Origin of the sequence: uncultured Marinobacter sp. (assembly GCF_913055835.1) — a bacterium.
GTDB lineage: Bacteria > Pseudomonadota > Gammaproteobacteria > Pseudomonadales > Oleiphilaceae > Marinobacter.
On sequence record NZ_CAJXKQ010000017.1, the window covers coordinates 57,632 to 79,195 of the forward strand.

Below are 21,564 nucleotides of genomic sequence, written 5' to 3' on the forward strand. Positions count from 1 at the left end.
GGATGCAGCACATTCCATGGGCAACATGCTTCGCATTGGGCCAGTCCTGATCTGGCTCGCAGTCAGCCTGCCAACCCAGGCCGATACCTCTCCAGATACATCCGAGCTCCATCTCGATCCTGCCTGGCTCACACTGATCCATTACCAGCCCGACACCTTCGGCGATGGCTATACCAGCCAGGCCGATGATCCGGCGTTTTTCCTGAGCGAAAATGGCAAGCAATCACCAAAGGCAGAGTTGGAAGCTACCCTGACAGCCATCCGGAAACCCGGTAAAGGCGATGACCACGCCCGCTGCCAGTTTCCGGCAAGAACCACCTGGCTGCAGCAAGAGCTGAATCTGTCGCTGCCCGAAATCAGCTGCCCCGGATACCAGGAATGGTCCGAGACGCTCAACACCGAAACCGTGACCCTGGTGTTCGCCGCCTCCTACCTGAACAGTCCCTCATCCATGTTCGGCCATACATTCTTGCGCCTCGACCCACCCCAGGATGACAACGAAACCAATCTGCTGCTGGCCAACACGATTTCCTACGCAGCGGATGCTGCCGCCCACGACAGTGAACTGTTGTTTGCCTATAAGGGCATTTTTGGCGGCTATCCCGGTATCACCACTGTCCAGCCCTACTACGAAAAAATACGGCTGTACTCGGACATCGAGCATCGGGACCTGTGGGAGTACAAACTGAACCTCACCCAGGAAGAAGTGGACCTGATGATCGCTCACGCCTGGGAAATAAGAGACCGGAATTTCGATTATTACTTTTTCGACGAGAACTGTGCCTACCGCCTGCTGGCACTGATAGACATCGCGCGCCCCGGCACCGACCTTCTGGGCGAAGTGAGCACTCACGCAATCCCGTCGGACACGGTACGCTGGGTAGTAGACAAGAATCTGGTGAGCGAAGTCCATTACCGGCCTTCTGCTGCCACTTCCGTGGCCTACAGCCTCTCTACCCTGCCCGACGAACAACAGACCCTCGCGGCGGCGATCGCCAATGGTTATGTGGACGCCGATGCCGATGAGGTGAGTACACTGTCTGCAAAGCAGCGGGCTCACGTGCTGGACGCAACCTACGATTATGTTCGCTACAAGAGCGAAGCCGACGGCTGGCCCCGTGAAATCGCGGCCCCGCTCTCCCATGACCTGTTGAGAGAGCGCAGCCAGATCAACAACGTCTCCCCGCCGGAAGGTCCGCCCGAGCCGGTTGTCAGAGACGACCAGGGACACGATACCTTCCGCCTGAGCCTGGGGGCCGGGCAGCAGGCACATCGGGAGTTTACCCAATTGACCCTGCGACCGGCCTACCACGACGTCCTGGACCCGCCGGCCGGCTACCGCACCGGTGCACAGCTCCAGTTCCTCCGCCTCGACGCGCGCTTGTATACAGACAACAACGAGCTTCAACTGGAACAGCTCACCGGTGTGGAAATCCGCTCGTTAAGCCCGCGAAACGCCTTTTTCTCGCCACTGTCGTGGCAGGGGGGGGTCGGGGGCCGCCGCACTGATACCGGCAACGACCGGGTCCTCACGCCCTACCTCGAAGGCGGTGCCGGCGGCAGCTGGAGCCTTGGGCATCAAACCCAGGCTTTTGCGATCGCCACCGCCGACCTGGAAATCGATGACGACCTGCGCCGGGGCTACGACGCCGCACCAGGCGCCGACATCGGCCTGCTGCACCAGAACAACCGGTTCAGTTTGCTGGCCGGCGCCAAAACCAAAGCCTGGATCGTCAGCAGCCAGCACCGCCAGGACCAGCTGTATGCCAAAGCCAACTGGCACATCGGCCGGGAATTCAGCCTGTTTGCCGAATTCACCCGGGAAGACCACTACGACAGGTACCAGAGCCTATGGCAAGCGGGACTCCACGCCTACTTCTGAGCTCCGGCACGGCACGGCTGGCCCAGCTACTGGGCACCGCCCTGTTGCTTTCCGGCTGCAGCAGCGTCTTCCTCTACCCGGACCGGGTCACCTACATCACCCCGGACCGGTTAAACCTTGAGTACGAAGACATCTACCTGGACACCGCCGACGGCGAAACCCTCCACGGCTGGTGGCTGCCTGCAGAAACGCCTGAGAACAACGCCAGGGGCACGGTCTACTTCCTCCACGGCAATGCCCAGAACATCAGCAGCCACATCCTGAACGTGGCGTGGCTGCCCGAGAGAGGCTACAACGTCTTCACCATCGACTACCGGGGCTACGGCCAATCCACCGGCGACCCCGATATCGAAGGCGCCCTGCACGACGTGGAAACCGGCCTGCGCTGGCTGATTACAAAGCCAGCAGTAAGCGAACAACCTCTATACATACTGGGCCAAAGCCTCGGAGGTGGGCTGGGAATCGCGCTGGCCAGTGAATGGACTCAGAGGGAAGAACAGCCCCGACTGGATGGTGTCATCCTGGACGGCACATTCTCAGGTTTCCGCAGGATCGCCCGGGAGAAGCTGGGCGAATTCTGGCTTACCTGGCCACTCCAGATTCCTCTGAGCTGGACCATTCCTGACGACTATGAGGGGGTGGATCATATTCCCAGGATCAGTCCGGTTCCGGTTATGGTAATACACAGCGTGCGGGATGGGATTATTCCGTTTCATCATGGGGAGGCGCTTTTTGAGGCCGCCAAAGAGCCCAAAGAATTCTTGCAGACGGATACGCCTCATGGGGCGACGTTTGTTATTCCGGGGTATCGGAGGGAAGTGATTCGGTTTATGGAAGGTGGAGAATAGAATCCTGGCTTTGTCGGATTACGCCTTTGGCTAATCCGACCTACGGCGGTTATCTGCGAGGCACGGGCGGCTGTTGGGAGAGGCTTTTCAAAACTGTAGAGGGCCATGGATGGCCCGAAACAAGCGCACATGGGTGAGACAAGCGATTTAGAAGCAAAGCTTCGCGCGCAGGCGAACGACAGCAATCTGTGATTGCTGGCTGGACCCGCTTGCGGGTGCTTGTAGCGTGTTTTGAAAAGCCTGTCCCAACAGCCGCTTCCACGCAAGCCAAAACAAAAAACCCGCCAATCCAGAGGACAGGCGGGTTTTTCTTTGTCGGATTACGCCTTTGGCTAATCCGACCTACCGTTCAGGGAAATCCCCCTCAGGCAGAGAAATCGGTCGGCTGGTCGCCTTCCTTGATTTCCTTCATGGACAGCTTCACGCGGCCACGGTTGTCCACATCCAGTACCTTCACCAGAACTTCCTGACCTTCGCTCAGCTCGTCAGTCACGTTCTCGATGCGGCGATCGGAGATCTGGGAGATGTGCACCAGACCATCTTTGCCAGGCAGGATGTTTACAAAGGCACCGAAGTCCACAATGCGCTCAACGCGGCCCTTATAGATAGCACCTACTTCGATCTCGGCCGTGATCTCCTTGACCCGGTTCACTGCCGCCTGGGCAGCTTCCTGGTTGTCGGCGTAGATCTTCACGTTACCGTCGTCGTCCAGATCGATGGAAGCGCCGGTTTCGTCGCAGATCGCGCGGATGGTAGAACCGCCCTTACCGATAACGTCGCGGATCTTCTCCGGGTTGATCTTGATGGTAGTGATGCTCGGAGCACGGGCAGACAGCTCGGCACGTGGGGTAGCGATAACCTTGTTCATCTCGCCCAGGATATGCAGACGCGCAGCGTGAGCCTGCTCAAGCGCGATTTCCATGATCTCGTCGGTGATGCCGTTGATCTTGATGTCCATCTGCAGGGCGGTCACGCCCTCCTGGGTACCGGCAACCTTGAAGTCCATGTCGCCCAGGTGGTCTTCGTCACCCAGGATGTCGGTCAGAACCGCGAACTTGTCGCCTTCCTTGACCAGACCCATGGCAATACCGGCAACCGGGGCCTTGATGGGCACGCCCGCGTCCATCAGTGCCAGACTGGAACCGCAGACCGAAGCCATGGAGCTGGAACCGTTGGATTCAGTGATTTCGGAAACCGCACGGATGGCGTACGGGAACTCTTCCAGGGTCGGCATAACGGCCAGAACACCGCGCTTGGCCAGGCGACCGTGACCCACTTCGCGACGGCCCGGTGAACCAACACGACCCGCTTCACCTACGGAGTACGGAGGGAAGTTATAGTGGAACAGGAACGGATCTTTGCGCTCGCCTTCCAGGGCATCGATGATCTGCACATCACGGGACGTACCCAGCGTGGTGGTCACGATGGCCTGGGTCTCGCCACGGGTAAACAGGGCAGAGCCGTGAACGCTGGGCAGAACACCCACTTCGATCTCGATCGGACGGACAGTCTTGTTGTCACGACCGTCGATCCGCGGCTTGCCATCGATAACCTGCTGACGAACCACACTCTTCTCGATCTTGCCGAAGTACTTTTTGACTTCGTCTTCGGAGGGCTGGCCTTCCTCTTCGCCGGCCAGTTTTTCAACGGCCGCGGCTTTCACCTCGCCCAGGCGCTCGTAACGGGCCATCTTGTCACGGATGCCGTAGGCTTCCTCGATAGCACCGGCGAAGTCGGCCTTGATGGCATTGAGCAGCTCGGTGTTCTCGGGAGCGGGCTGCCAGTCCCAACGGGGCTTGCCGATTTCAGCGGCGAATTCCTTGATAGCGGCAACCGCTGTCTGCATTTCCTGGTGGCCGTAGAGAACACCACCCAGCATCTGGTCTTCGGTCAGACCCTTGGCTTCGGACTCAACCATCAGAACCGCGTCTTCCGTACCGGCTACAACCATGTCCAGCAGGGAGGTTTCCAGCTCTTCAAAGGTCGGGTTCAGGAAGTAACCACGCTCGTTGGTGTAACCCACACGGGACGCACCGATGGGGCCATCGAACGGAATACCAGAGATGGACAGGGCCGCAGAGGCAGCCAGCATCGCAGCGATGTCCGGATCCTGGTTCTTGCTGGAGGACATAACCGTGGTGATGACCTGCACTTCGTTCATGAAGCCGTTCGGGAACAGCGGACGAATCGGTCGGTCGATCAGGCGGGAAGTCAGGGTTTCCTTCTCGGAAGGACGACCTTCACGCTTGAAGAAGCCACCGGGGATTTTGCCCACGGCATAGGTCTTCTCGAAGTAGTTCACGGTCAGCGGGAAGAACGGCTGGCCAGGCTTGGCTTCCTTGGCGCCAACAACGGTACCGAGAACGGAAATGTCATCGACGGTTACCAGTACGGAACCGGTTGCCTGGCGGGCAATACGGCCGGTTTCCAGAGTGACGGTCTTGCCGCCAAGCTCGAATGATTTCTTGAAAGGTTTCAGATCCACAAAAAACTCCTGGTCTATCTGTTCCAGATTGATTCGTCCCGAACGCCCCTGCGCACGGAACCATAGTTCTGCAGATGATGCTGTGGTCTGAAGAGCAACCCGTCTGAAAGCTAACAGGCTGTTGCAAAACCCCGGTCTGAAGGGCGGCAAATGCGGGAGGCCGCCGGGCCCGGGCTTTTCAACAACCTGCTATCAATTTCGGCTTTCCATTACGACAGGGAATCCTTCGATAACACAGACAATCCAACTGCAGTGGGAGAAAAACACAACCAGCAGGCCCGGTGAAGGGCCTGCTGGTTGACGGCTGCCACCGGAAAACCGGGGCAACCCTCAGGTCGTAAAGACCCGGATCAGCGACGCAGACCCAGACGCTGGATGAGCTCCAGGTAACGGTCGGCGTTCTTGCGCTTGAGGTAGTCCAGCAGCTTACGACGCTGGTTAACCATCCGGATCAGGCCGCGGCGGGAATGGTGATCCTGCTTGTTGGCCTTGAAGTGATCCTGCAGCTTGTTGATGTTGGCGCTCAGCAGTGCCACCTGAACTTCAGGGGAACCGGTATCGCCATCACCTTGCTGAAAATCCTTAACGATCTGTGCTTTCTCGTTGGCAGAAAGTGCCATAACTCACCTCATTGTTTGCGATGCTTTCGAATACGGCCGAACCGCGCATCTCTACAGCCCGGCTAAACAGCGGCGCGCCTAGCGCTTTCCGCTGCTCTTCACCAGTCGGCGGGGGACCAGATTGGTCTGCTCGCCTTCCGGGAATGCTTCTGCGAGTCCCACAAAGCTTTCGTTAGCGCTCTCACTTGCATAGAGGCGCACGAAGCCTTCATAGGCTCGACCCGTTATTCTAACCGGTTGTCCGTTCAAGATCGATACCAGCGCCTGCCCCGCCAGACGGTGCTCGGGGAACATCGACAGAGCGGCATCCGGTGCCACGAGGAGACCATCGAGGCTCTCACCCCGTTCGCGCATCGCCTCGAGATCACTTACTGCATGGGCATTGGCGAGGGTAAACCCTGACGCCATGGTGCGGCGCAATGCAGTCACATGGGCGCCGCAGCCCAGGGCTTCGCCAATATCCTCAACCAGTGAGCGAATGTACGTACCCTTGGTGCAGCTGACCGCAATATCCAGCTCATTCTCGCGGATGTCCAGGAGCTTCAATTCGTAGATGGTGACCGGCCTGGCCGGCCGTTCCACCTCGATACCCTCGCGGGCATATTCGTAAAGCGGACGCCCCTTGTGCTTGAGCGCCGAATACATGGAGGGAACCTGCTGGATATCACCCCGGAAACCGTCGAGTACCGGCTCCAGCACTTCGGCGGTGAGGCCGGTCGGTACCGGTTTCTCGGAAACGACAGCGCCTTCACTGTCTCCGGTTTCTGTCCGGACGCCAAGCCGGGCGGTAGCAATGTAGGCCTTGTCGCTGTCCAGCATCATTTGGGAGAACTTGGTGGCCTCGCCAAAACACAGCGGCAGCACGCCGGTCGCCAGGGGGTCAAGAGCGCCGGTATGGCCGGCCTTGGCCGCCCCGAACAGGCGCTTGACCTGCTGCAGAATGCCGTTGGACGTGACTCCGGCCGGCTTGTCGATGACCAGAATACCGTTGACGTCACGGCCTTTGCGTCTGCGGCTCAAGCGTTACGCTCCGGATCGTCCTGGTCGTCGTCTTCATTGCGGTCCACGGCTGGCTTTTGGCCAACCGCTTCGCGAATGAGGCTGTCCATCTTGCGACTGTAGCCCTGCAGGGTGTCAAAGTGGAACCGCAACTGGGGCACAACCCTCAGCTTCATCGCACGACCTACCTGGCCGCGCAGAAAGCCGGAGGCCTTGTTGAGCACCGCGATCGATTCCTTGACCTCCGCGGACTCCTCCGTCAGTTCTTCGGTGGATAGCAGGGACACATAGATATCGGCGTAGCCAAGGTCACGACTGACCTTGACCGCATTTACCGTGACCATGCCCACCCGCGGGTCTTTGACTTCCCGCTGGATGAGCTGGGCCAGTTCCCGTTGCATCTGATCGCCGATGCGATCAATACGACTGAACTCTCTTGGCATCAGGTTTCCTTCGAAATCGGGCGCATCAGGCGCCAGTGGACTCAAGCTTGCGCTCGACCCGGACACGATCGAAGACCTCGATCTGGTCGCCGACTTTTACGTCGTAACCCTTAACGCCAATACCGCATTCCATGCCGTTACGGACTTCAGGTACGTCGTCCTTGAAGCGACGCAGGGATTCCAGCTCGCCTTCAAAGATAACCACGTTGTCCCGCAGAACCCGGATCGGCTTGTTACGGTAAACGGTACCCTCGGTAACCATACAACCGGCCACCTGGCCAAACTTCGGCGAGCGGAACACATCGCGAACGTCGGCGATACCAACGATGTCTTCGCGGAACTCCGGTGCCAGCATGCCGGTCAGGGCTGCTTTCACATCATCAATCAGGTTGTAGATGATGCTGTAGTAGCGCAGATCCAGGCCTTCCTGCTCAACCAGGCGCTTGGAAGCACTGTCGGCACGCACGTTGAAGCCGAAGATAACCGCGTTGGTGGCCATGGCCAGGCTGACGTCGGTCTCGGCAATACCACCGACACCGGACGAGACAATCTTGACCTGGACTTCCTCGTTCCCGAGGTCCTGCAGGGCCTTGGTGATGGCTTCCAGAGAACCACGTACGTCGGTCTTGAGCACGACATTGAGGGTTTTAACCTCGTCCTTGCCCATGTTCTCGAACAGGTTCTCAAGCTTGGCCGCCTGCTGGCGCTGGAGACGCTGCTCCCGCTCCCGGGTCTGACGGAATTCGGCCAGCTCTTTGGCCTTTTTCTCGTCGGCAACGGCGAAGAACTCGTCACCGGCATCCGGTGTACCGTTCAGACCAAGGATCTCGACCGGAATGGACGGGCCGGCTTCCTTGACCTGCTTGCCGGCTTCATCGGTCATCGCACGGACCTTACCGAAGTAGGAACCGGCCACAACCATGTCGCCCTGGCGCAGGGTACCATTCTGAACCAGCACGGTCGCTACGGAACCGCGACCACGCTCAAGGCTGGATTCAACAACCACACCCTTGGCAGGCGCATCGGTTGCTGCCTCAAGCTCAAGCACTTCTGCCTGGAGCAACAGCGCTTCGAGCAGATCGTCGATGCCTTCACCGGTGTGTGCCGAAACCGGTACGAACTGGACATCACCGCCCCAGTCTTCCGGGATCACTTCCATACCGGCCAGTTCGGTCTTGACGCGATCGGGATCGGCTTCTTCCTTGTCCATCTTGTTGATGGCAACAACAATCGGCACACCGGCGGAACGTGCGTGCTGAACGGCTTCCTTGGTCTGTGGCATCACGCCATCATCGGCGGCAACCACCAGAACGACAATGTCCGTGCACTGGGCACCGCGGGCACGCATAGCGGTAAAGGCCGCGTGGCCCGGGGTATCCAGGAAGGACACCATGCCGTGATCCGTTTCTACGTGGTAAGCACCAATGTGCTGGGTAATACCACCGGATTCACCAGAAGCCACCTTGGTACGACGGATGTAGTCGAGTAGCGAGGTCTTACCGTGGTCAACGTGACCCATCACACTCACAACCGGAGCACGCTTGGTTTTCTCGCCACCCTCGAAGGAGAATTCACTCAGAACCTCTTCCTCGAATGCATCTTCGCTAACAGTCTTGGCTTTATGACCCAGTTCCTCGGTCACCAGAACCGCCGTTTCCTGGTCCAGTGCCTGGTTGATGGTGGCCATGACGCCCATTCCCATCAGGGTCTTGATGACATCTGCCGACTTCACCGCCATACGCTGGGCAAGGTCACCGACAGAAATCGTTTCTGGAATCTCTACTTCTCTGACCATTGGTTTGGTCGGCCTCTCGAAGCCATGACGCTTCTCTTTGGGTTTCTTTTTCGCACGCAGCGGTTTACGCAGCGTGGTCTCTTCCTCATCCTCGGAGATAACCATCGGCTCTTCCACCGGACGACTGCGAGGACCACGATGGCCAGCCTGCTTCTTCTTCGGCTTGCCCTCTTCTATCTCGTCGCCGCGCTCGCGAACTTTTTCTTTCTTTTTCTTCGGCTTGCGATCCTTGCCCTCGCCCTCAGGCGGCGGCATCGGCATATCTTCCGGAGCGGGAACCGGCTCGGGTTCGGGCTCTGGCTCTTTCTTCGGCTCAGGCTCCTCTGCCTGTTCCGGCTGCTCGGATGCCTCTGTCTCGGCCGGCTTCTCTGCTTCCGGCTGCGGCGCCTGCTCGGCCGCTACCTTTGGCGCTTCCTCCACCGGTGGTTGCTCCGGCTGCTGCTCAGCTACCGGCTCTTCAGGTTTCGGTGCTTCAGCCTCAGGCTGCAGTTCAGCCCGTTTGATGTAGGTACGGCGCTTGCGAACCTCAACATTGACGGTCTTTGCCTTGCCGGCCTTGAGCGTGGTGGTGGTTTTACGCTTCAGGGTAATCTTGCGCGGCTCGGCATCGGCCTCACCGTGAGTCTTTCTCAAATAGGCCAGCAACTGCTGCTTCTCATCGCTGGAGACAGAATCATTCTCGGAGCGGGCTTTCAGGCCAGCCTCCACAATCTGCTTCAGCAAACGATCCACGGGAGCGCCTACATCTTCGGCCAGTTGTTTTACCGTTACTTCAGCCATACTGGTCCTCCTCCCGAATTAAGCCTGGTCTTCAAACCAGGGGGCACGTGCGGTCATGATAAGCTGACCGGCACGCTCTTCATCCATACCTTCAATCTCGAGCAGGTCGCCAACCGACTGCTCTGCCAGATCTTCCATGGTGCGCACACCCATACCGGCCAGCTTGAAGGCCAGGCTACGGTCCATGCCGTCCATTCCCAGAAGATCATCTGCCGGCTCGGCACCTTCCAGCGCCTCTTCACTTGCCAGGGCCTGGTTGAGCAGGACATCCTTGGCACGACGGCGCAGCTCGGTGACGGTCTCTTCGTCAAAGCCTTCGATTGCCAGCATTTCTTCCATTGGCACATAGGCCACCTCTTCAATAGAGGTGAACCCTTCCTCGATCAGCACACCGGCAAATTCTTCATCAACGTCCAGGTTGCCAGTGAAGTGCTCGACAAGCCGGCTGTATTCCTGCTCCTGGCGCTCACCGGCTTCTTCCTCGGTCATCACGTTCAGGGTCCAGCCGGTCAGGTCCGTAGCCAGGCGTACGTTCTGGCCGTTGCGGCCAATAGCCTGTGCCAGGTTGTCTTCTGCCACAGCCACTTCCATGGTGTGCCGGTCTTCATCCATCACGATGGACGCCACTTCTGCCGGCGCCATGGCATTGATCACCAGCTGGGCCGGGTTGTCGTCCCACAACACGATATCAACACGCTCGCCGCCCAGCTCATTGGACACAGCCTGAACACGGGAGCCACGCATACCAACACAGGCGCCAACGGGATCAATACGGCGATCATTGGTCTTCACCGCAATCTTGGCGCGGGAACCGGGATCCCGGGCAGCGCCACGGATCTCGATCAGATCTTCAGCAATCTCCGGCACCTCGATGCGGAACAATTCGATCAGCATCTGCGGAGATGTGCGGCTGAGAATCAACTGGGGACCGCGATGATCGGTGCGGATCTCCAGCAGCAGGGAACGCACCCGGTCACCCATGCGGAAGGTCTCGCGCGGAATCAGGTATTCCCGGGGCAGTAGGGCCTCGGCGTTGGCACCCAGGTCAACGATGACATTATCCCGAGTCACTTTCTTGACGGTACCGGAAACCAGCTCACCAACGCGGTCGCGGTAGCTATCCACGATCTTGGTGCGCTCTGCCTCACGAACCTTCTGGAAGATAATCTGCTTGGCGGCCTGGGCGCCGATACGACCAAAGGCTTCAGACTCAATCTTCTCTTCGTGGATGTCGCCTGGCTTCAGGGCCGGATCGATTTCCTCGGCTTCCTGCAGGGTGAGCTCAGTGCCCAGCGCAGGAACAGCATCGTTATCCACCACCAGCCAGCGGCGGAAGGTTTCGTATTCGCCGGTTTTCCGGTCGATTGAAACACGGATATCCGCCTCTTCGTCTTCAAAGCGCTTTTTGGCAGCGGTGGCCAGTGCCAGCTCGATCGCCTCAAAAATCACATCCTTCTCGACACCTTTCTCGTTCGAGACGGATTCAACCACCAGCAAGATCTCTTTACTCATTGGATTGCCCTGCCCTTAAAATCAACTGTGCGTCCACGGACTTCATTCAGATCGTTCATTCAAATACCGGCACGATGTGGGCTTTCTCGATGCTGTCGAATGGCAGCAGGTATTCGTGATCATCAACGACCACAACCACATCATCACCTTCAACGCCCTTGATCAGCCCCTGAAACTTCCGACGACCCTCAAATGCCATCCGGAGACGAATCTGAACCTGGTGACCAACAAAGGCCTCGTATTGCTCAAGACGAAACAGCGGGCGATCCATCCCCGGGGATGAGACCTCCAGTGTGTATTCGGTCTGGATGGGGTCTTCCACATCCATCACACCGCTGATCTGACGACTGACTTTTTCGCAGTCGTCGATGCCGATGCCGTTCTCGGCATCGTCAATAAACACCCGCAACAGGGAATGATGGCCCTGCGAGCGGAATTCAATGCCCCAGAACTCATACCCCAGACCTTCCACGACGGGCTGAAGAATGTCTTCCAGTTGCTTAAGCTTGGCTGACAAGTTGTGCCTTCTCCGTTATCAATTTACCGGCCCCAAAAACAAAAAAAGGGCTGTTTTATCAGCCCTTTTTATGCACCAGGGCCCTTTGCGCCAGGCCCCTTAATCAAAAAGCCCCGAACAATGGGGCCTTTTGTTGCAAGAACTCGCAGGAAACAAACCGGTGTACCGCTTCCTGCTGACAGACACCTGGCCTGCCAGAAACCCGCCAGCACCACGCGGCAGGTCCCAATATCCGCCGGAGTATAGAGACGCCAGGCAGACTGGTCAAGGACTGACCAAAAAAAACGGCCTGGAAACTCCAAGCCGTTTTTCTTCTAATATGGTGCCCGGGGCCGGACTCGAACCGGCACGGCTTTCGCCACTACCCCCTCAAGATAGCGTGTCTACCAGTTTCACCACCCGGGCAACATTCTTACTCGAGTTCAGGGAGATCAGACTCCCCACCCTCGGTTTCGCTGGCTGCGGCTTCACCATTATCAGCAGCGGTATCCGCCGGGGCGGAACTGCTGGACTCCTGAACGACAGGAATACCCGCTTCCCCTGCAACTTCGGCACGCTGCTTGGCAAAAATTGCCAGCGAGAAACTTGTTACAAAAAACACCACTGCGAGCAGGGTCGTAAAGCGGGTCAGAAAACTGCCGCTGCCCTGGCTACCAAAAACCGTCTGGGAGGCACCACCACCAAAGGCAGCACCCGCGTCAGCGCCTTTACCCTGCTGGATCAGCACCAGACCCACCAGCGCCACCGCGATCACCACGTGCACAACGACTACCAGTGTTTCTACCCAATCCATAACGACTCTCGCGAACCTTTAAATTCAGGTATTCGCCGGAACACTCCGGCAAATACTTACAAAATCTTCTGCTACCAGCGACGCTCCGCCGATCAAACCGCCGTCAATATCCGGCTCGGCAAAAAGAGCGGCTGCATTATCCGCTTTTACGCTGCCCCCGTAAAGCAGGGATATCTCATCGGCCGGGGCACTCATCTGTGAAAGCACCTGCCGAAGCGACGCGTGCATTGCCTGGGCATCTTGCGCTGTAGCGGTTTTGCCTGTGCCAATCGCCCAGACCGGCTCATAAGCAACAATCACGCGCTGCCACTGATCCTTCGCAACGTTCGCCAGCCCGGCCTTAACCTGGGAGGCGACAACCGCTTCGGCTTTACCTGCCTCGCGCTCTTCCAGAGTCTCACCGACACAGAGCACTGCTTGAAGCCCGGCTGCGATAACGCGGCCAACCTTTACCGCGACCACATCGTCTGACTCACCAAAGAGCTGACGACGCTCGGAGTGCCCGACCAGAGCATACTGACAGCCCTGATCCTGCGCCATTTCCGCAGAAACCTCACCGGTGTAGGCTCCGGAAGCCCACTGCCCTACGTTCTGAACGCCAACAGACAGGCGATCACCTGCGTTTGCGACTACGTCTCCGACATAAATTGCGGGAGGAATGATAACAACCTCGACGCCATTATCAAGAGAGGCCGCCTGGGATCGCACATCGCTTACCAGCGTTTGTGCCAGGTCTTTCGACCCGTTCATTTTCCAGTTTCCGGCTACGATCTTTCGACGCATAACAGTTCCCGAACGTGAGGGAGGGCGAACTATACAGCACTCCCTCCCGGCAGACAACCGCCTGAAAACACAAAATTAAGCGGTGGATTTCTCCACGACTTTCGCCAACTCCTCGACCACTCGCAAAATTTCGTTGGCATCCTGGCCTTCCGCCATCACCCTGATCAGCGGCTCGGTTCCGGAGGCCCTGAGCAGAATTCGGCCGGAGCCGCCCAACTCTGTTTCGAATTTACGAACCGCGGCTACGATATCGTCACGACTGAACGGATCAAATCGCTGCTCTACCCGAACATTGATCATTTTCTGGGGCAGCTTGCTCATACCCTGACGAAGCTCAGAAAGCGTTTTGCCGGATTTCCAGACAGAAAGCAGAACCTGCAAGGCGGAAACAATACCGTCCCCGGTGCTGGTGCAGTCGCGGATAACCATGTGGCCAGAGCCCTCGCCACCGAGCACCCAGTTGTTGGCCACCAGCCGCTCCATCACATAGCGGTCACCGACTTTGGCACGCTCGAAGTCGATCCCGATTTCATTCAACGCGAGTTCAACGCCCAGGTTGGTCATCAGGGTGCCCACAACGCCGCCTTTAAGGCGGTCTTCCGCAAACCGCTGGGAGGCAATCACGTAGAGCAGCTCATCGCCGTCCACTTCAGAGCCGTCACGGTCCACCATCAAAACCCGGTCGCCATCACCATCGAACGCAATGCCCAGGTCAGCGCCTTTTTCGACCACTGCGGCCTTGAGGGCGTCCAGATGCGTGGAGCCGACGTTCAGATTGATGTTAAGCCCATCCGGATCAGCGCCAATCACCGACACTTTGGCGCCAAGCTCACGAAACACCTTCGGCGCCACGTGGTAGGTGGCACCATGAGCACAATCCAGCACGATGTTCATGCCATCGAGGGTAAATTCGTTGGGAACGGTGCTCTTGCAGAATTCCACATACCGGCCGGGGGCATCGTCCACTCGGGAGGCCTTGCCCAGCTCGGTTGGCCCGCAGACTTCAATGGGCTTATCCAGCCAGCGCTCAATCTCTGCCTCCAGGGCGTCATCAAGCTTGGTACCGGCGGCCGAGAAAAACTTGATACCGTTATCCTGATGCGGGTTATGGGAGGCACTGATAACGATACCGGCCGACGCCCGGAAGGTGCGGGTCAGGTAGGCGATAGCAGGCGTCGGCATCGGGCCAAGCAGTTTTACATCCACACCAGCAGCAGACAGACCGGCCTCAAGGGCAGACTCGAACATGTAACCGGAAAGCCGGGTATCCTTGCCGATCAGCACACTGTTGCGCTGGCCATCCCGCTTGAAAGCCTGACCGGCAGCCCAACCCAGTTTGAGCATGAATTCCGGCGTTATCGGAAACTCACCCACGCGCCCGCGAATACCGTCCGTTCCAAAGTACTTTCTCTCGGACATTAACCTGCCTCCTTCACTGCCGCCGCCACACGGACGGCGTCTACTGTTTCCCTGACATCGTGCACGCGAATAATGCTGGCACCCTTCATGGCGGCTATTGTCGCGGCCGCAAGGCTTGCAGGCAACCTTTCATTAACCTCCCGCCCTGTGATGTGGCCCAGCATGGACTTCCTGGATACGCCAACCAGCAAGGGGTGCCCGAGGATATGCATCTGCTCGAGGGACGCCAGTAACTGCAGGTTGTGCTCCAGGCTTTTACCAAATCCGAAACCGGGATCGAGAAGAATGTTGTCCGGGCGAATACCGGCGCGCTCGGCAATACGGATACGCTCGGTCAGGAAAGCACTGACCTCCCGGCGCACATTCCGGTACTCGGGCCGATCCTGCATGGTGTCCGGTTCCCCCTGGATATGCATGATGCACACTGGGATACCCGATTGTGCTGCAACTTCCGGTGCGCCGTCACGCTGAAGCGCCCGGACATCATTAATGAGCCCTGCGCCGAGCTTTGCCGTCTCTGCCATGACTTCCGGCGCACTGGTGTCTACCGAAATCACTACATCCAGCTCCCGGGCGGCAGCCTCCACCACCGGACAAACCCGGTCAAGCTCCTCCTGGACAGACACCGGGGTTGCACCCGGTCTGGTGGATTCGCCACCGATGTCGATAAAGGTGGCACCATCGGCAACCATCTGTCTGGCCCGGGCGAGGGCTGCATCCGGCCGGTCAAATTGGCCGCCATCGGAAAACGAATCCGGCGTTACATTCAGGATTCCCATCACGTGGCAGCAAGACATATCCAGTTCCCGCCCGGCAAAATTCATTTTCATGGCAAACCTTTTTTTCAATAACAAAAACAAACGCCGCCCGGAATCCGGGCGGCGCAGGGAGCTACCGTATGTTTGACCAGAGGTCGCTAGCCGTCAGTGCTCTCCGGCCGGTCGACCAACACCGGGGTGACGACCATCATCAGATGCCTTCGGCTCGGGTGCCGCCTCGGGCTCATCGGCCTTCACGCCTCCGGTAGGACCACTACCATCCCAACCTTTTGGCGGACGCGGCTCGCGCCCTTCCATGATGTCGTCAATCTGGTAGCGGTCGATGGTTTCGTACTTCATCAGCGCTTCGGCCATCAGGTCGAGCTTTTCCCGATTGTCGATCAGGATCTGCTTGGCCTTCTCGTAGCAGCTGTCGATGATATTCCGCACTTCCTCATCGATACGCTGGGCCGTCTCCGGCGAGTACACAGTCTGGGACTGGCCCGCAGACCGGCCGAGGAAAGGCTCTTCACTGTCGGTATCGTACTGCAGAGGCCCAAGCTTCTCGGACAGGCCCCAGCGGGTCACCATGTTGCGCGCCAGGCTGGTGGCACGCTCAATGTCGTTTGAGGCACCGGTCGTAACACCGTCAAAGCCAAGCGTCAGCTCTTCGGCAATACGGCCACCAAAGAGGCTGCAGATCGAGCTGATCAGGAAGCGCTTGCTGTGGCTGTACTTGTCCTCTTCGGGGAGGAACATGGTGACACCCAAAGCGCGGCCACGGGGAATAATGCTGACCTTATACACCGGGTCGTGCTCCGGCATCAGCCGGCCAACAATCGCGTGGCCAGACTCATGGTAAGCCGTGTTCCGCTTTTCCTTCTCGCTCATCACCATGGACTTGCGCTCGGCGCCCATCATGATCTTGTCTTTGGCGAGCTCGAACTCCTCCATGGACACCAGGCGCTGGTTGCGACGGGCCGCGAACAGAGCTGCCTCGTTTACCAGGTTGGCGAGATCCGCACCGGAGAATCCTGGCGTACCGCGTGCAATCAGAACCGGCTCAACACCGTCAGCCAGGGGCACTTTCTTCATGTGCACCTTGAGGATCTGCTCCCGGCCAATAATGTCGGGCAGACCAACGACCACCTGACGGTCAAACCGGCCCGGGCGCAACAGCGCAGGGTCGAGAACGTCCGGACGGTTGGTCGCGGCGATAACAATAACGCCTTCGTTGCCTTCGAAACCGTCCATCTCAACCAGCAACTGGTTCAGGGTCTGCTCTCGCTCATCGTGACCACCGCCCATGCCGGCGCCACGATGGCGACCAACGGCATCAATCTCGTCGATAAAGATGATGCACGGGCTCTGCTTCTTGGCCTGCTCGAACATGTCACGAACCCGGGAAGCACCCACGCCCACGAACATTTCGACAAAGTCGGAACCGGAGATGGAGAAGAACGGCACCTTGGCTTCGCCGGCGATGGCCTTGGCGAGCAGGGTCTTACCGGTACCCGGCTGACCAACCATCAGGACGCCCTTGGGAATGCTGCCGCCGAGGCGCTGGAACTTGCTGGGATCCCGGAGGAAGTCCACCAGCTCCTTAACGTCTTCCTTGGCCTCATCAACACCGGCCACGTCCGCAAAGGTGGTCTTGATCTGGTCTTCACTCATCAGGCGCGCCTTGCTCTTGCCGAACGACATGGGGCCTTTGCCGCCACCGCCGCCCTGCATCTGGCGCATGAAGAACACAAACAATGCGATGATGATCAGTATGGGGAATGCAGCCACCAGCAACTGTGTCCACAGGCTCTGGCGCTCAGGCTCCTTACCGATGACCTCAACGTTGTTCGCGAGCAGATCGTCCATCAGCTTATTGTCAGACACCTGGGGACGGATTGTCTGGAACTGGGAGCCGTCACCACGGGTACCCTGAACCTGCAATCCATCGATTGTGACCTGACGGACCTGGCCTTGCTGGACCATCTCCACAAACTGGGAATAATTGACTTGTTGGCCGGTGGTGGTGGGAGAGAAGTTCTGAAACACCATCAGCAGCACGGCGGCTATAATTAGCCAGAGAACCAGATTTTTTGCCATATCGTTCAAGGATCATCACCTGTGAATTGAAGGGTTAACCTTTCGCAAAGCACCCTTTTCTGACACCTTACACCAATTGTACGCCCGTCCACCAGAAACGGCCCATCCGTATCGACCACAGAGGCACACGGCCATTCAGGTTAAAAGTTGCCCTTACACTCATATTGGGCGCCATATCTGAAATTACAACAGCAACCCCGGATACAGCCCCATTTCCTCGCACACTTTGACCCAGCGCCCGCGAGTTGGTTCCTTCAACCCGCGTCGACCGCTCCGATACGTGTTAACGGCCATTTTTACCACAGTGCGATCTGTTACAATTCGCAAATTATACGTTCAAGTCAGCACATTCGCTGCTGACCTTTTGTTAATTGCATCAATAAAGAGATTACATCATGAGTCTTTCACCGGAACAGCGCCGGGAATACCGGGCCATTGCCCACAACCTCAAGCCCGTTATCATCGTTGGCGACAAAGGCCTGTCCGAAGGACTCCAGGAAGAGCTGGAGCGTGCACTGAACGATCACGAACTGATCAAGATCAAGGTGGCGAGCCAGGACCGCGAAGCGAGGCAGGAAGCCATTACGGCCCTGTGCGAGTCCTCCGGCGCCGAGTTGGTCCAGACCATCGGAAAGATCGCCGTTATTTTGCGTCGGGCCAAGCAGCCCAACCCCAAACTTTCCAACCTGTTGCGCCACAAGCACTGACCTGACGCCAGGGGAAGCAGGAACAAAAAAGCCGGCTGGGGAAACCCGAGCCGGCTTTTTGTTACCTGCAGATCGGATCAGACGTATTCAACCTGCTCGATCTCGTATTCTACGGTACCGGAAGGCACGCGAATGGCAACCACATCGCCTTCGCTCTTGCCCACCAGCGCCCGGGCAATGGGAGAGGAGATCGACAGCTTACCCGCCTTGATATCCGCCTCATCCTCACCAACGATCTTGTAGGTTACCTGCTCGTCGGTGTCCATGTTCAGCAGATGCACCGTGGTACCGAAGATCACCTTGCCGGTGTTCTCCATGGTGGTTACATCAATAACCTGAGCGGCGGAGAGCTTGCCCTCGATTTCCTGGATCCGGCCCTCGATAAAGCTCTGCTGCTCGCGGGCAGCGTGATATTCGGCGTTCTCTTTCAGGTCGCCATGTTCACGGGCATCGGCAATCGCCGCAATAACCCGCGGACGGTCCTCGGACTTCAGCTTCTGAAGCTCCTCGCGGAGACGGGTCTCGCCCGCCTTTGTCATCGGTACTCTGTCAGCCATAGTCTCACTTTCCTGCGTGAAGATCCTGGAGGCGGCGTACAGTGCGCTCGGGCCCGAACTTGATAGCCCGACAGAAGGCTTCGCCACCCGCCAGAGTTGTTGTGTAGGTTACCTTGGTCTGCAATGCCGACTGGCGAATCTGGGCCGAGTCGGAAATAGCCTTGCGACCTTCGGTGGTATTGATGATCAGCTGAACCTGACCGTTCTTGATGGCATCCACAATATGCGGACGTCCTTCACGGACCTTGTTCACCCGATCAACCTCAATTCCGGCCTCTTTCAGGGCCTTGGCGGTGCCGGTGGTGGCAATCAGCTTGAACCCGGCTTCCACCAGGTCCCGCGCCACCTTGGCGGCGCCGGGCTTGTCCACATCCCGTACGGACATGAAGGCGGTGCCTTTGGCGGGCAGACGCTCGCCCACCGCCAGCGCGGCCTTGGCAAAAGCCTCATCAAAGCTGTCACCCAGGCCCATGACCTCACCGGTCGACTTCATTTCCGGCCCCAGGATCGGATCCACCGCCGGGAACTTGTTGAACGGGAACACCGACTCTTTCACCGCGTAGTAGCGCGGAATGATTTCCTGGGTGAAGCCCAGTTCTTTCAGGGTCTTGCCGGCCATGACCCGGGCGGCAACCTTGGCCAGGGACACGCCGATGGCCTTGGACACGAACGGCACGGTACGCGACGCCCGCGGGTTTACCTCAATCACGTAGATCTCGCCATCCTGCCAGGCCAACTGCACGTTCATCAGGCCCACCACATCCAGTTCAATGGCCATTTTCTTGACCGCATCGCGCATCTCGTCCTGAACCGGCTGACTCAGGGTGTACGGTGGCAGTGAACAGGCGGAATCGCCGGAGTGCACGCCGGCCTGCTCGATGTGCTGCATGATGCCGCCAATGACCACGTCTTTACCGTCGGAGATGGCGTCAATGTCCACCTCGATGGCGGCGTTCAGGAAGTGGTCCAGCAGCACCGGGCTGTCGTTAGAGACCAGTACGGCGTTGCGCATGTAGCGCACCAGTTCTTCCTCGTCGTAGACGATTTCCATGGCCCGGCCACCCAGCACGTAGGACGGGCGAACCACCAGTGGGTAACCGATTTCCCGGGCCGCCAGGATACCTTCCTCGTGGCTGCGCACGGTGGCGTTCTCCGGCTGCTTCAGACCCAGGCGCTGGATCATCTGCTGGAAGCGCTCGCGGTCTTCGGCGCGGTCAATGGCGTCCGGGCTGGTGCCGATAATGGGCACACCGGCGGCTTCCAGGCCACGCGCCAGCTTCAGCGGAGTCTGACCGCCGTACTGGACGATTACGCCCTTGGGCTTCTCGACGTTGATGATTTCCAGCACGTCTTCCAGGGTGATCGGCTCAAAATACAACCGGTCGGAGGTGTCGTAATCGGTCGACACGGTCTCCGGGTTGCAGTTGATCATGATGGTCTCGTAGCCATCCTCACGCATGGCCAGGGCCGCGTGCACACAGCAGTAGTCGAATTCGATGCCCTGACCAATGCGGTTGGGGCCACCACCGATGACCACAATCTTCTCACGATCGCTCGGCTCGGCCTCGCACTCTTCCTCATAGGTGGAATACATGTACGCGGTATCAGAGGCGAATTCCGCCGCACAGGTATCCACGCGCTTGTACACCGGGCGGATGCCCAGGTCGTGGCGCAGCTTGCGCAGGCTGACTTCGGAAATGCCCAGCAGCTTGGCCAGGCGGGCGTCGGAAAAGCCCTTGCGCTTGAGTCGGAACAGGGTAGCCTTGTCGATATCGGCCTTACCGGCCGACTTGAGAGCCTGCTCTTCGCGCACGATGTCCTCGATCTGCACCAGGTACCAGGGGTCTACCTTGGTGTGGCGGAACACTTCGTCCACGGTCATGCCGGCGCGGAAGGCATCGCCGATGTACCAGATTCGCTCGGCACCGGGTACGTTCAGCTCCCGGGTCAGGGTTTCGCGGCTGTTCTCGGAGTCCAGCTCTTCCAGCTTTTCGTCAAAACCTTCGGAACCCACTTCCAGGCCACGCAATGCCTTTTGCACCGACTCCTGGAAGGTCCGGCCAATGGCCATAACCTCACCGACAGACTTCATCTGAGTGGTCAGGCGGGCGTCGGCCTGGGGGAATTTCTCGAAGGTGAACCGGGGAATCTTGGTGACCACGTAATCGATGGACGGCTCGAACGAGGCCGGGGTGACGCCGCCAGTGATCTCGTTCTGCAGCTCATCAAGGGTGTACCCCACGGCCAGCTTGGCTGCGACCTTAGCGATCGGGAAACCGGTGGCCTTGGACGCCAGCGCCGAGGAACGCGACACCCGGGGGTTCATTTCGATCACCACCATACGGCCGGTATCCGGATTGATACCGAACTGCACGTTGGAACCGCCGGTTTCCACACCAATCTCACGCAGCACCGCCAGCGAGGCGTTCCGCATGATCTGGTATTCCTTGTCGGTGAGGGTCTGGGCGGGGGCCACCGTAATGGAATCACCGGTGTGCACGCCCATGGCGTCGAAGTTCTCGATGGCGCAGACGATGATGCAGTTGTCGTTCTTGTCCCGGACAAC

At 58.5% G+C, this 21,564-nt stretch carries 17 protein-coding genes and 1 tRNA gene; 3 read left to right on the forward strand and 15 right to left on the reverse strand.

The window, feature by feature from the left end:
* Positions 1 to 16 precede the first annotated feature (16 nt).
* Both QZ534_RS10980 and QZ534_RS10985 read left to right on the forward strand, forming a co-directional pair.
* The gene (locus tag QZ534_RS10980) at positions 17 to 1,882 is read left to right on the forward strand and encodes a DUF4105 domain-containing protein (protein ID WP_296934515.1); all 1,866 of its coding nucleotides are present in this window, start codon (positions 17 to 19) and stop codon (positions 1,880 to 1,882) included.
* Positions 1,852 to 2,730, forward strand: a complete 879-nt coding sequence (locus tag QZ534_RS10985) for an alpha/beta hydrolase (protein WP_296934517.1) — start codon at positions 1,852 to 1,854, stop codon at positions 2,728 to 2,730. Before QZ534_RS10980 ends, QZ534_RS10985 begins: the two co-directional genes overlap by 31 nt.
* A gap of 364 nt (positions 2,731 to 3,094) precedes the next feature.
* Here QZ534_RS10985 and pnp read toward each other — a convergent pair whose 3' ends face one another.
* The 13 genes from pnp to ftsH form a co-directional block, all read right to left on the reverse strand.
* Positions 3,095 to 5,215, reverse strand: a complete 2,121-nt coding sequence (pnp, locus tag QZ534_RS10990; RefSeq protein ID WP_296934519.1) for a polyribonucleotide nucleotidyltransferase — start codon at positions 5,213 to 5,215, stop codon at positions 3,095 to 3,097.
* 350 nt (positions 5,216 to 5,565) lie between these two features.
* Entirely contained in the window at positions 5,566 to 5,835 is a 270-nt protein-coding gene (gene rpsO, locus QZ534_RS10995) for a 30S ribosomal protein S15 (RefSeq protein WP_008171539.1), read from the reverse strand.
* A gap of 78 nt (positions 5,836 to 5,913) precedes the next feature.
* The gene (gene truB, locus QZ534_RS11000; protein ID WP_296934523.1) at positions 5,914 to 6,855 is read right to left on the reverse strand and encodes a tRNA pseudouridine(55) synthase TruB; all 942 of its coding nucleotides are present in this window, start codon (positions 6,853 to 6,855) and stop codon (positions 5,914 to 5,916) included.
* Positions 6,852 to 7,277 (reverse strand): 30S ribosome-binding factor RbfA, encoded by a 426-nt coding sequence (rbfA, locus tag QZ534_RS11005; RefSeq protein ID WP_296934525.1) that lies wholly within the window; start codon positions 7,275 to 7,277, stop codon positions 6,852 to 6,854. Before rbfA ends, truB begins: the two co-directional genes overlap by 4 nt.
* A gap of 25 nt (positions 7,278 to 7,302) precedes the next feature.
* Positions 7,303 to 9,852 carry a translation initiation factor IF-2 gene (gene infB / locus QZ534_RS11010; protein WP_296934527.1) on the reverse strand — a complete coding sequence of 850 codons (2,550 nt, stop codon included), beginning with the start codon at positions 9,850 to 9,852 and terminating at the stop codon, positions 7,303 to 7,305.
* A gap of 18 nt (positions 9,853 to 9,870) precedes the next feature.
* Entirely contained in the window at positions 9,871 to 11,364 is a 1,494-nt protein-coding gene (gene nusA / locus QZ534_RS11015) for a transcription termination factor NusA (RefSeq protein WP_296934529.1), read from the reverse strand.
* Positions 11,365 to 11,419: 55 nt separating this feature from the next.
* Positions 11,420 to 11,881: a ribosome maturation factor RimP gene (gene rimP, locus QZ534_RS11020; protein ID WP_064230003.1), complete on the reverse strand. Its 462-nt coding sequence runs from the start codon at positions 11,879 to 11,881 to the stop codon at positions 11,420 to 11,422.
* Between the two features lie 320 nt (positions 11,882 to 12,201).
* Positions 12,202 to 12,286, reverse strand: a tRNA-Leu gene (locus QZ534_RS11025).
* A 7-nt stretch (positions 12,287 to 12,293) separates the two neighbouring features.
* Positions 12,294 to 12,674 carry a preprotein translocase subunit SecG gene (gene secG, locus QZ534_RS11030; protein ID WP_296934531.1) on the reverse strand — a complete coding sequence of 127 codons (381 nt, stop codon included), beginning with the start codon at positions 12,672 to 12,674 and terminating at the stop codon, positions 12,294 to 12,296.
* Positions 12,675 to 12,698: 24 nt separating this feature from the next.
* Positions 12,699 to 13,457, reverse strand: a complete 759-nt coding sequence (tpiA, locus tag QZ534_RS11035) for a triose-phosphate isomerase (protein WP_296934533.1) — start codon at positions 13,455 to 13,457, stop codon at positions 12,699 to 12,701.
* Positions 13,458 to 13,532: 75 nt separating this feature from the next.
* The gene (gene glmM / locus QZ534_RS11040; protein ID WP_296934535.1) at positions 13,533 to 14,876 is read right to left on the reverse strand and encodes a phosphoglucosamine mutase; all 1,344 of its coding nucleotides are present in this window, start codon (positions 14,874 to 14,876) and stop codon (positions 13,533 to 13,535) included.
* Positions 14,876 to 15,706: a dihydropteroate synthase gene (folP, locus tag QZ534_RS11045; protein WP_296934537.1), complete on the reverse strand. Its 831-nt coding sequence runs from the start codon at positions 15,704 to 15,706 to the stop codon at positions 14,876 to 14,878. The genes glmM and folP overlap by 1 nt, the downstream gene beginning before the upstream one ends.
* A gap of 93 nt (positions 15,707 to 15,799) precedes the next feature.
* A complete protein-coding gene (gene ftsH / locus QZ534_RS11050; protein WP_296934539.1) occupies positions 15,800 to 17,743 on the reverse strand; it encodes an ATP-dependent zinc metalloprotease FtsH in 1,944 nt (647 codons plus the stop codon).
* 386 nt (positions 17,744 to 18,129) lie between these two features.
* On the opposite strand from ftsH, the gene yhbY reads away from it, so the two are divergent.
* Positions 18,130 to 18,441 (forward strand): ribosome assembly RNA-binding protein YhbY, encoded by a 312-nt coding sequence (gene yhbY / locus QZ534_RS11055; protein WP_069181917.1) that lies wholly within the window; start codon positions 18,130 to 18,132, stop codon positions 18,439 to 18,441.
* A gap of 77 nt (positions 18,442 to 18,518) precedes the next feature.
* On the opposite strand, the gene greA is transcribed toward yhbY, so the two are convergent.
* Positions 18,519 to 18,998 carry a transcription elongation factor GreA gene (greA, locus tag QZ534_RS11060; protein ID WP_082905172.1) on the reverse strand — a complete coding sequence of 160 codons (480 nt, stop codon included), beginning with the start codon at positions 18,996 to 18,998 and terminating at the stop codon, positions 18,519 to 18,521.
* A 4-nt stretch (positions 18,999 to 19,002) separates the two neighbouring features.
* Positions 19,003 to 21,564, reverse strand: a 2,562-nt coding sequence (gene carB, locus QZ534_RS11065; protein WP_296934542.1) for a carbamoyl-phosphate synthase large subunit, incomplete at its 5' end; no start/stop codon positions are given.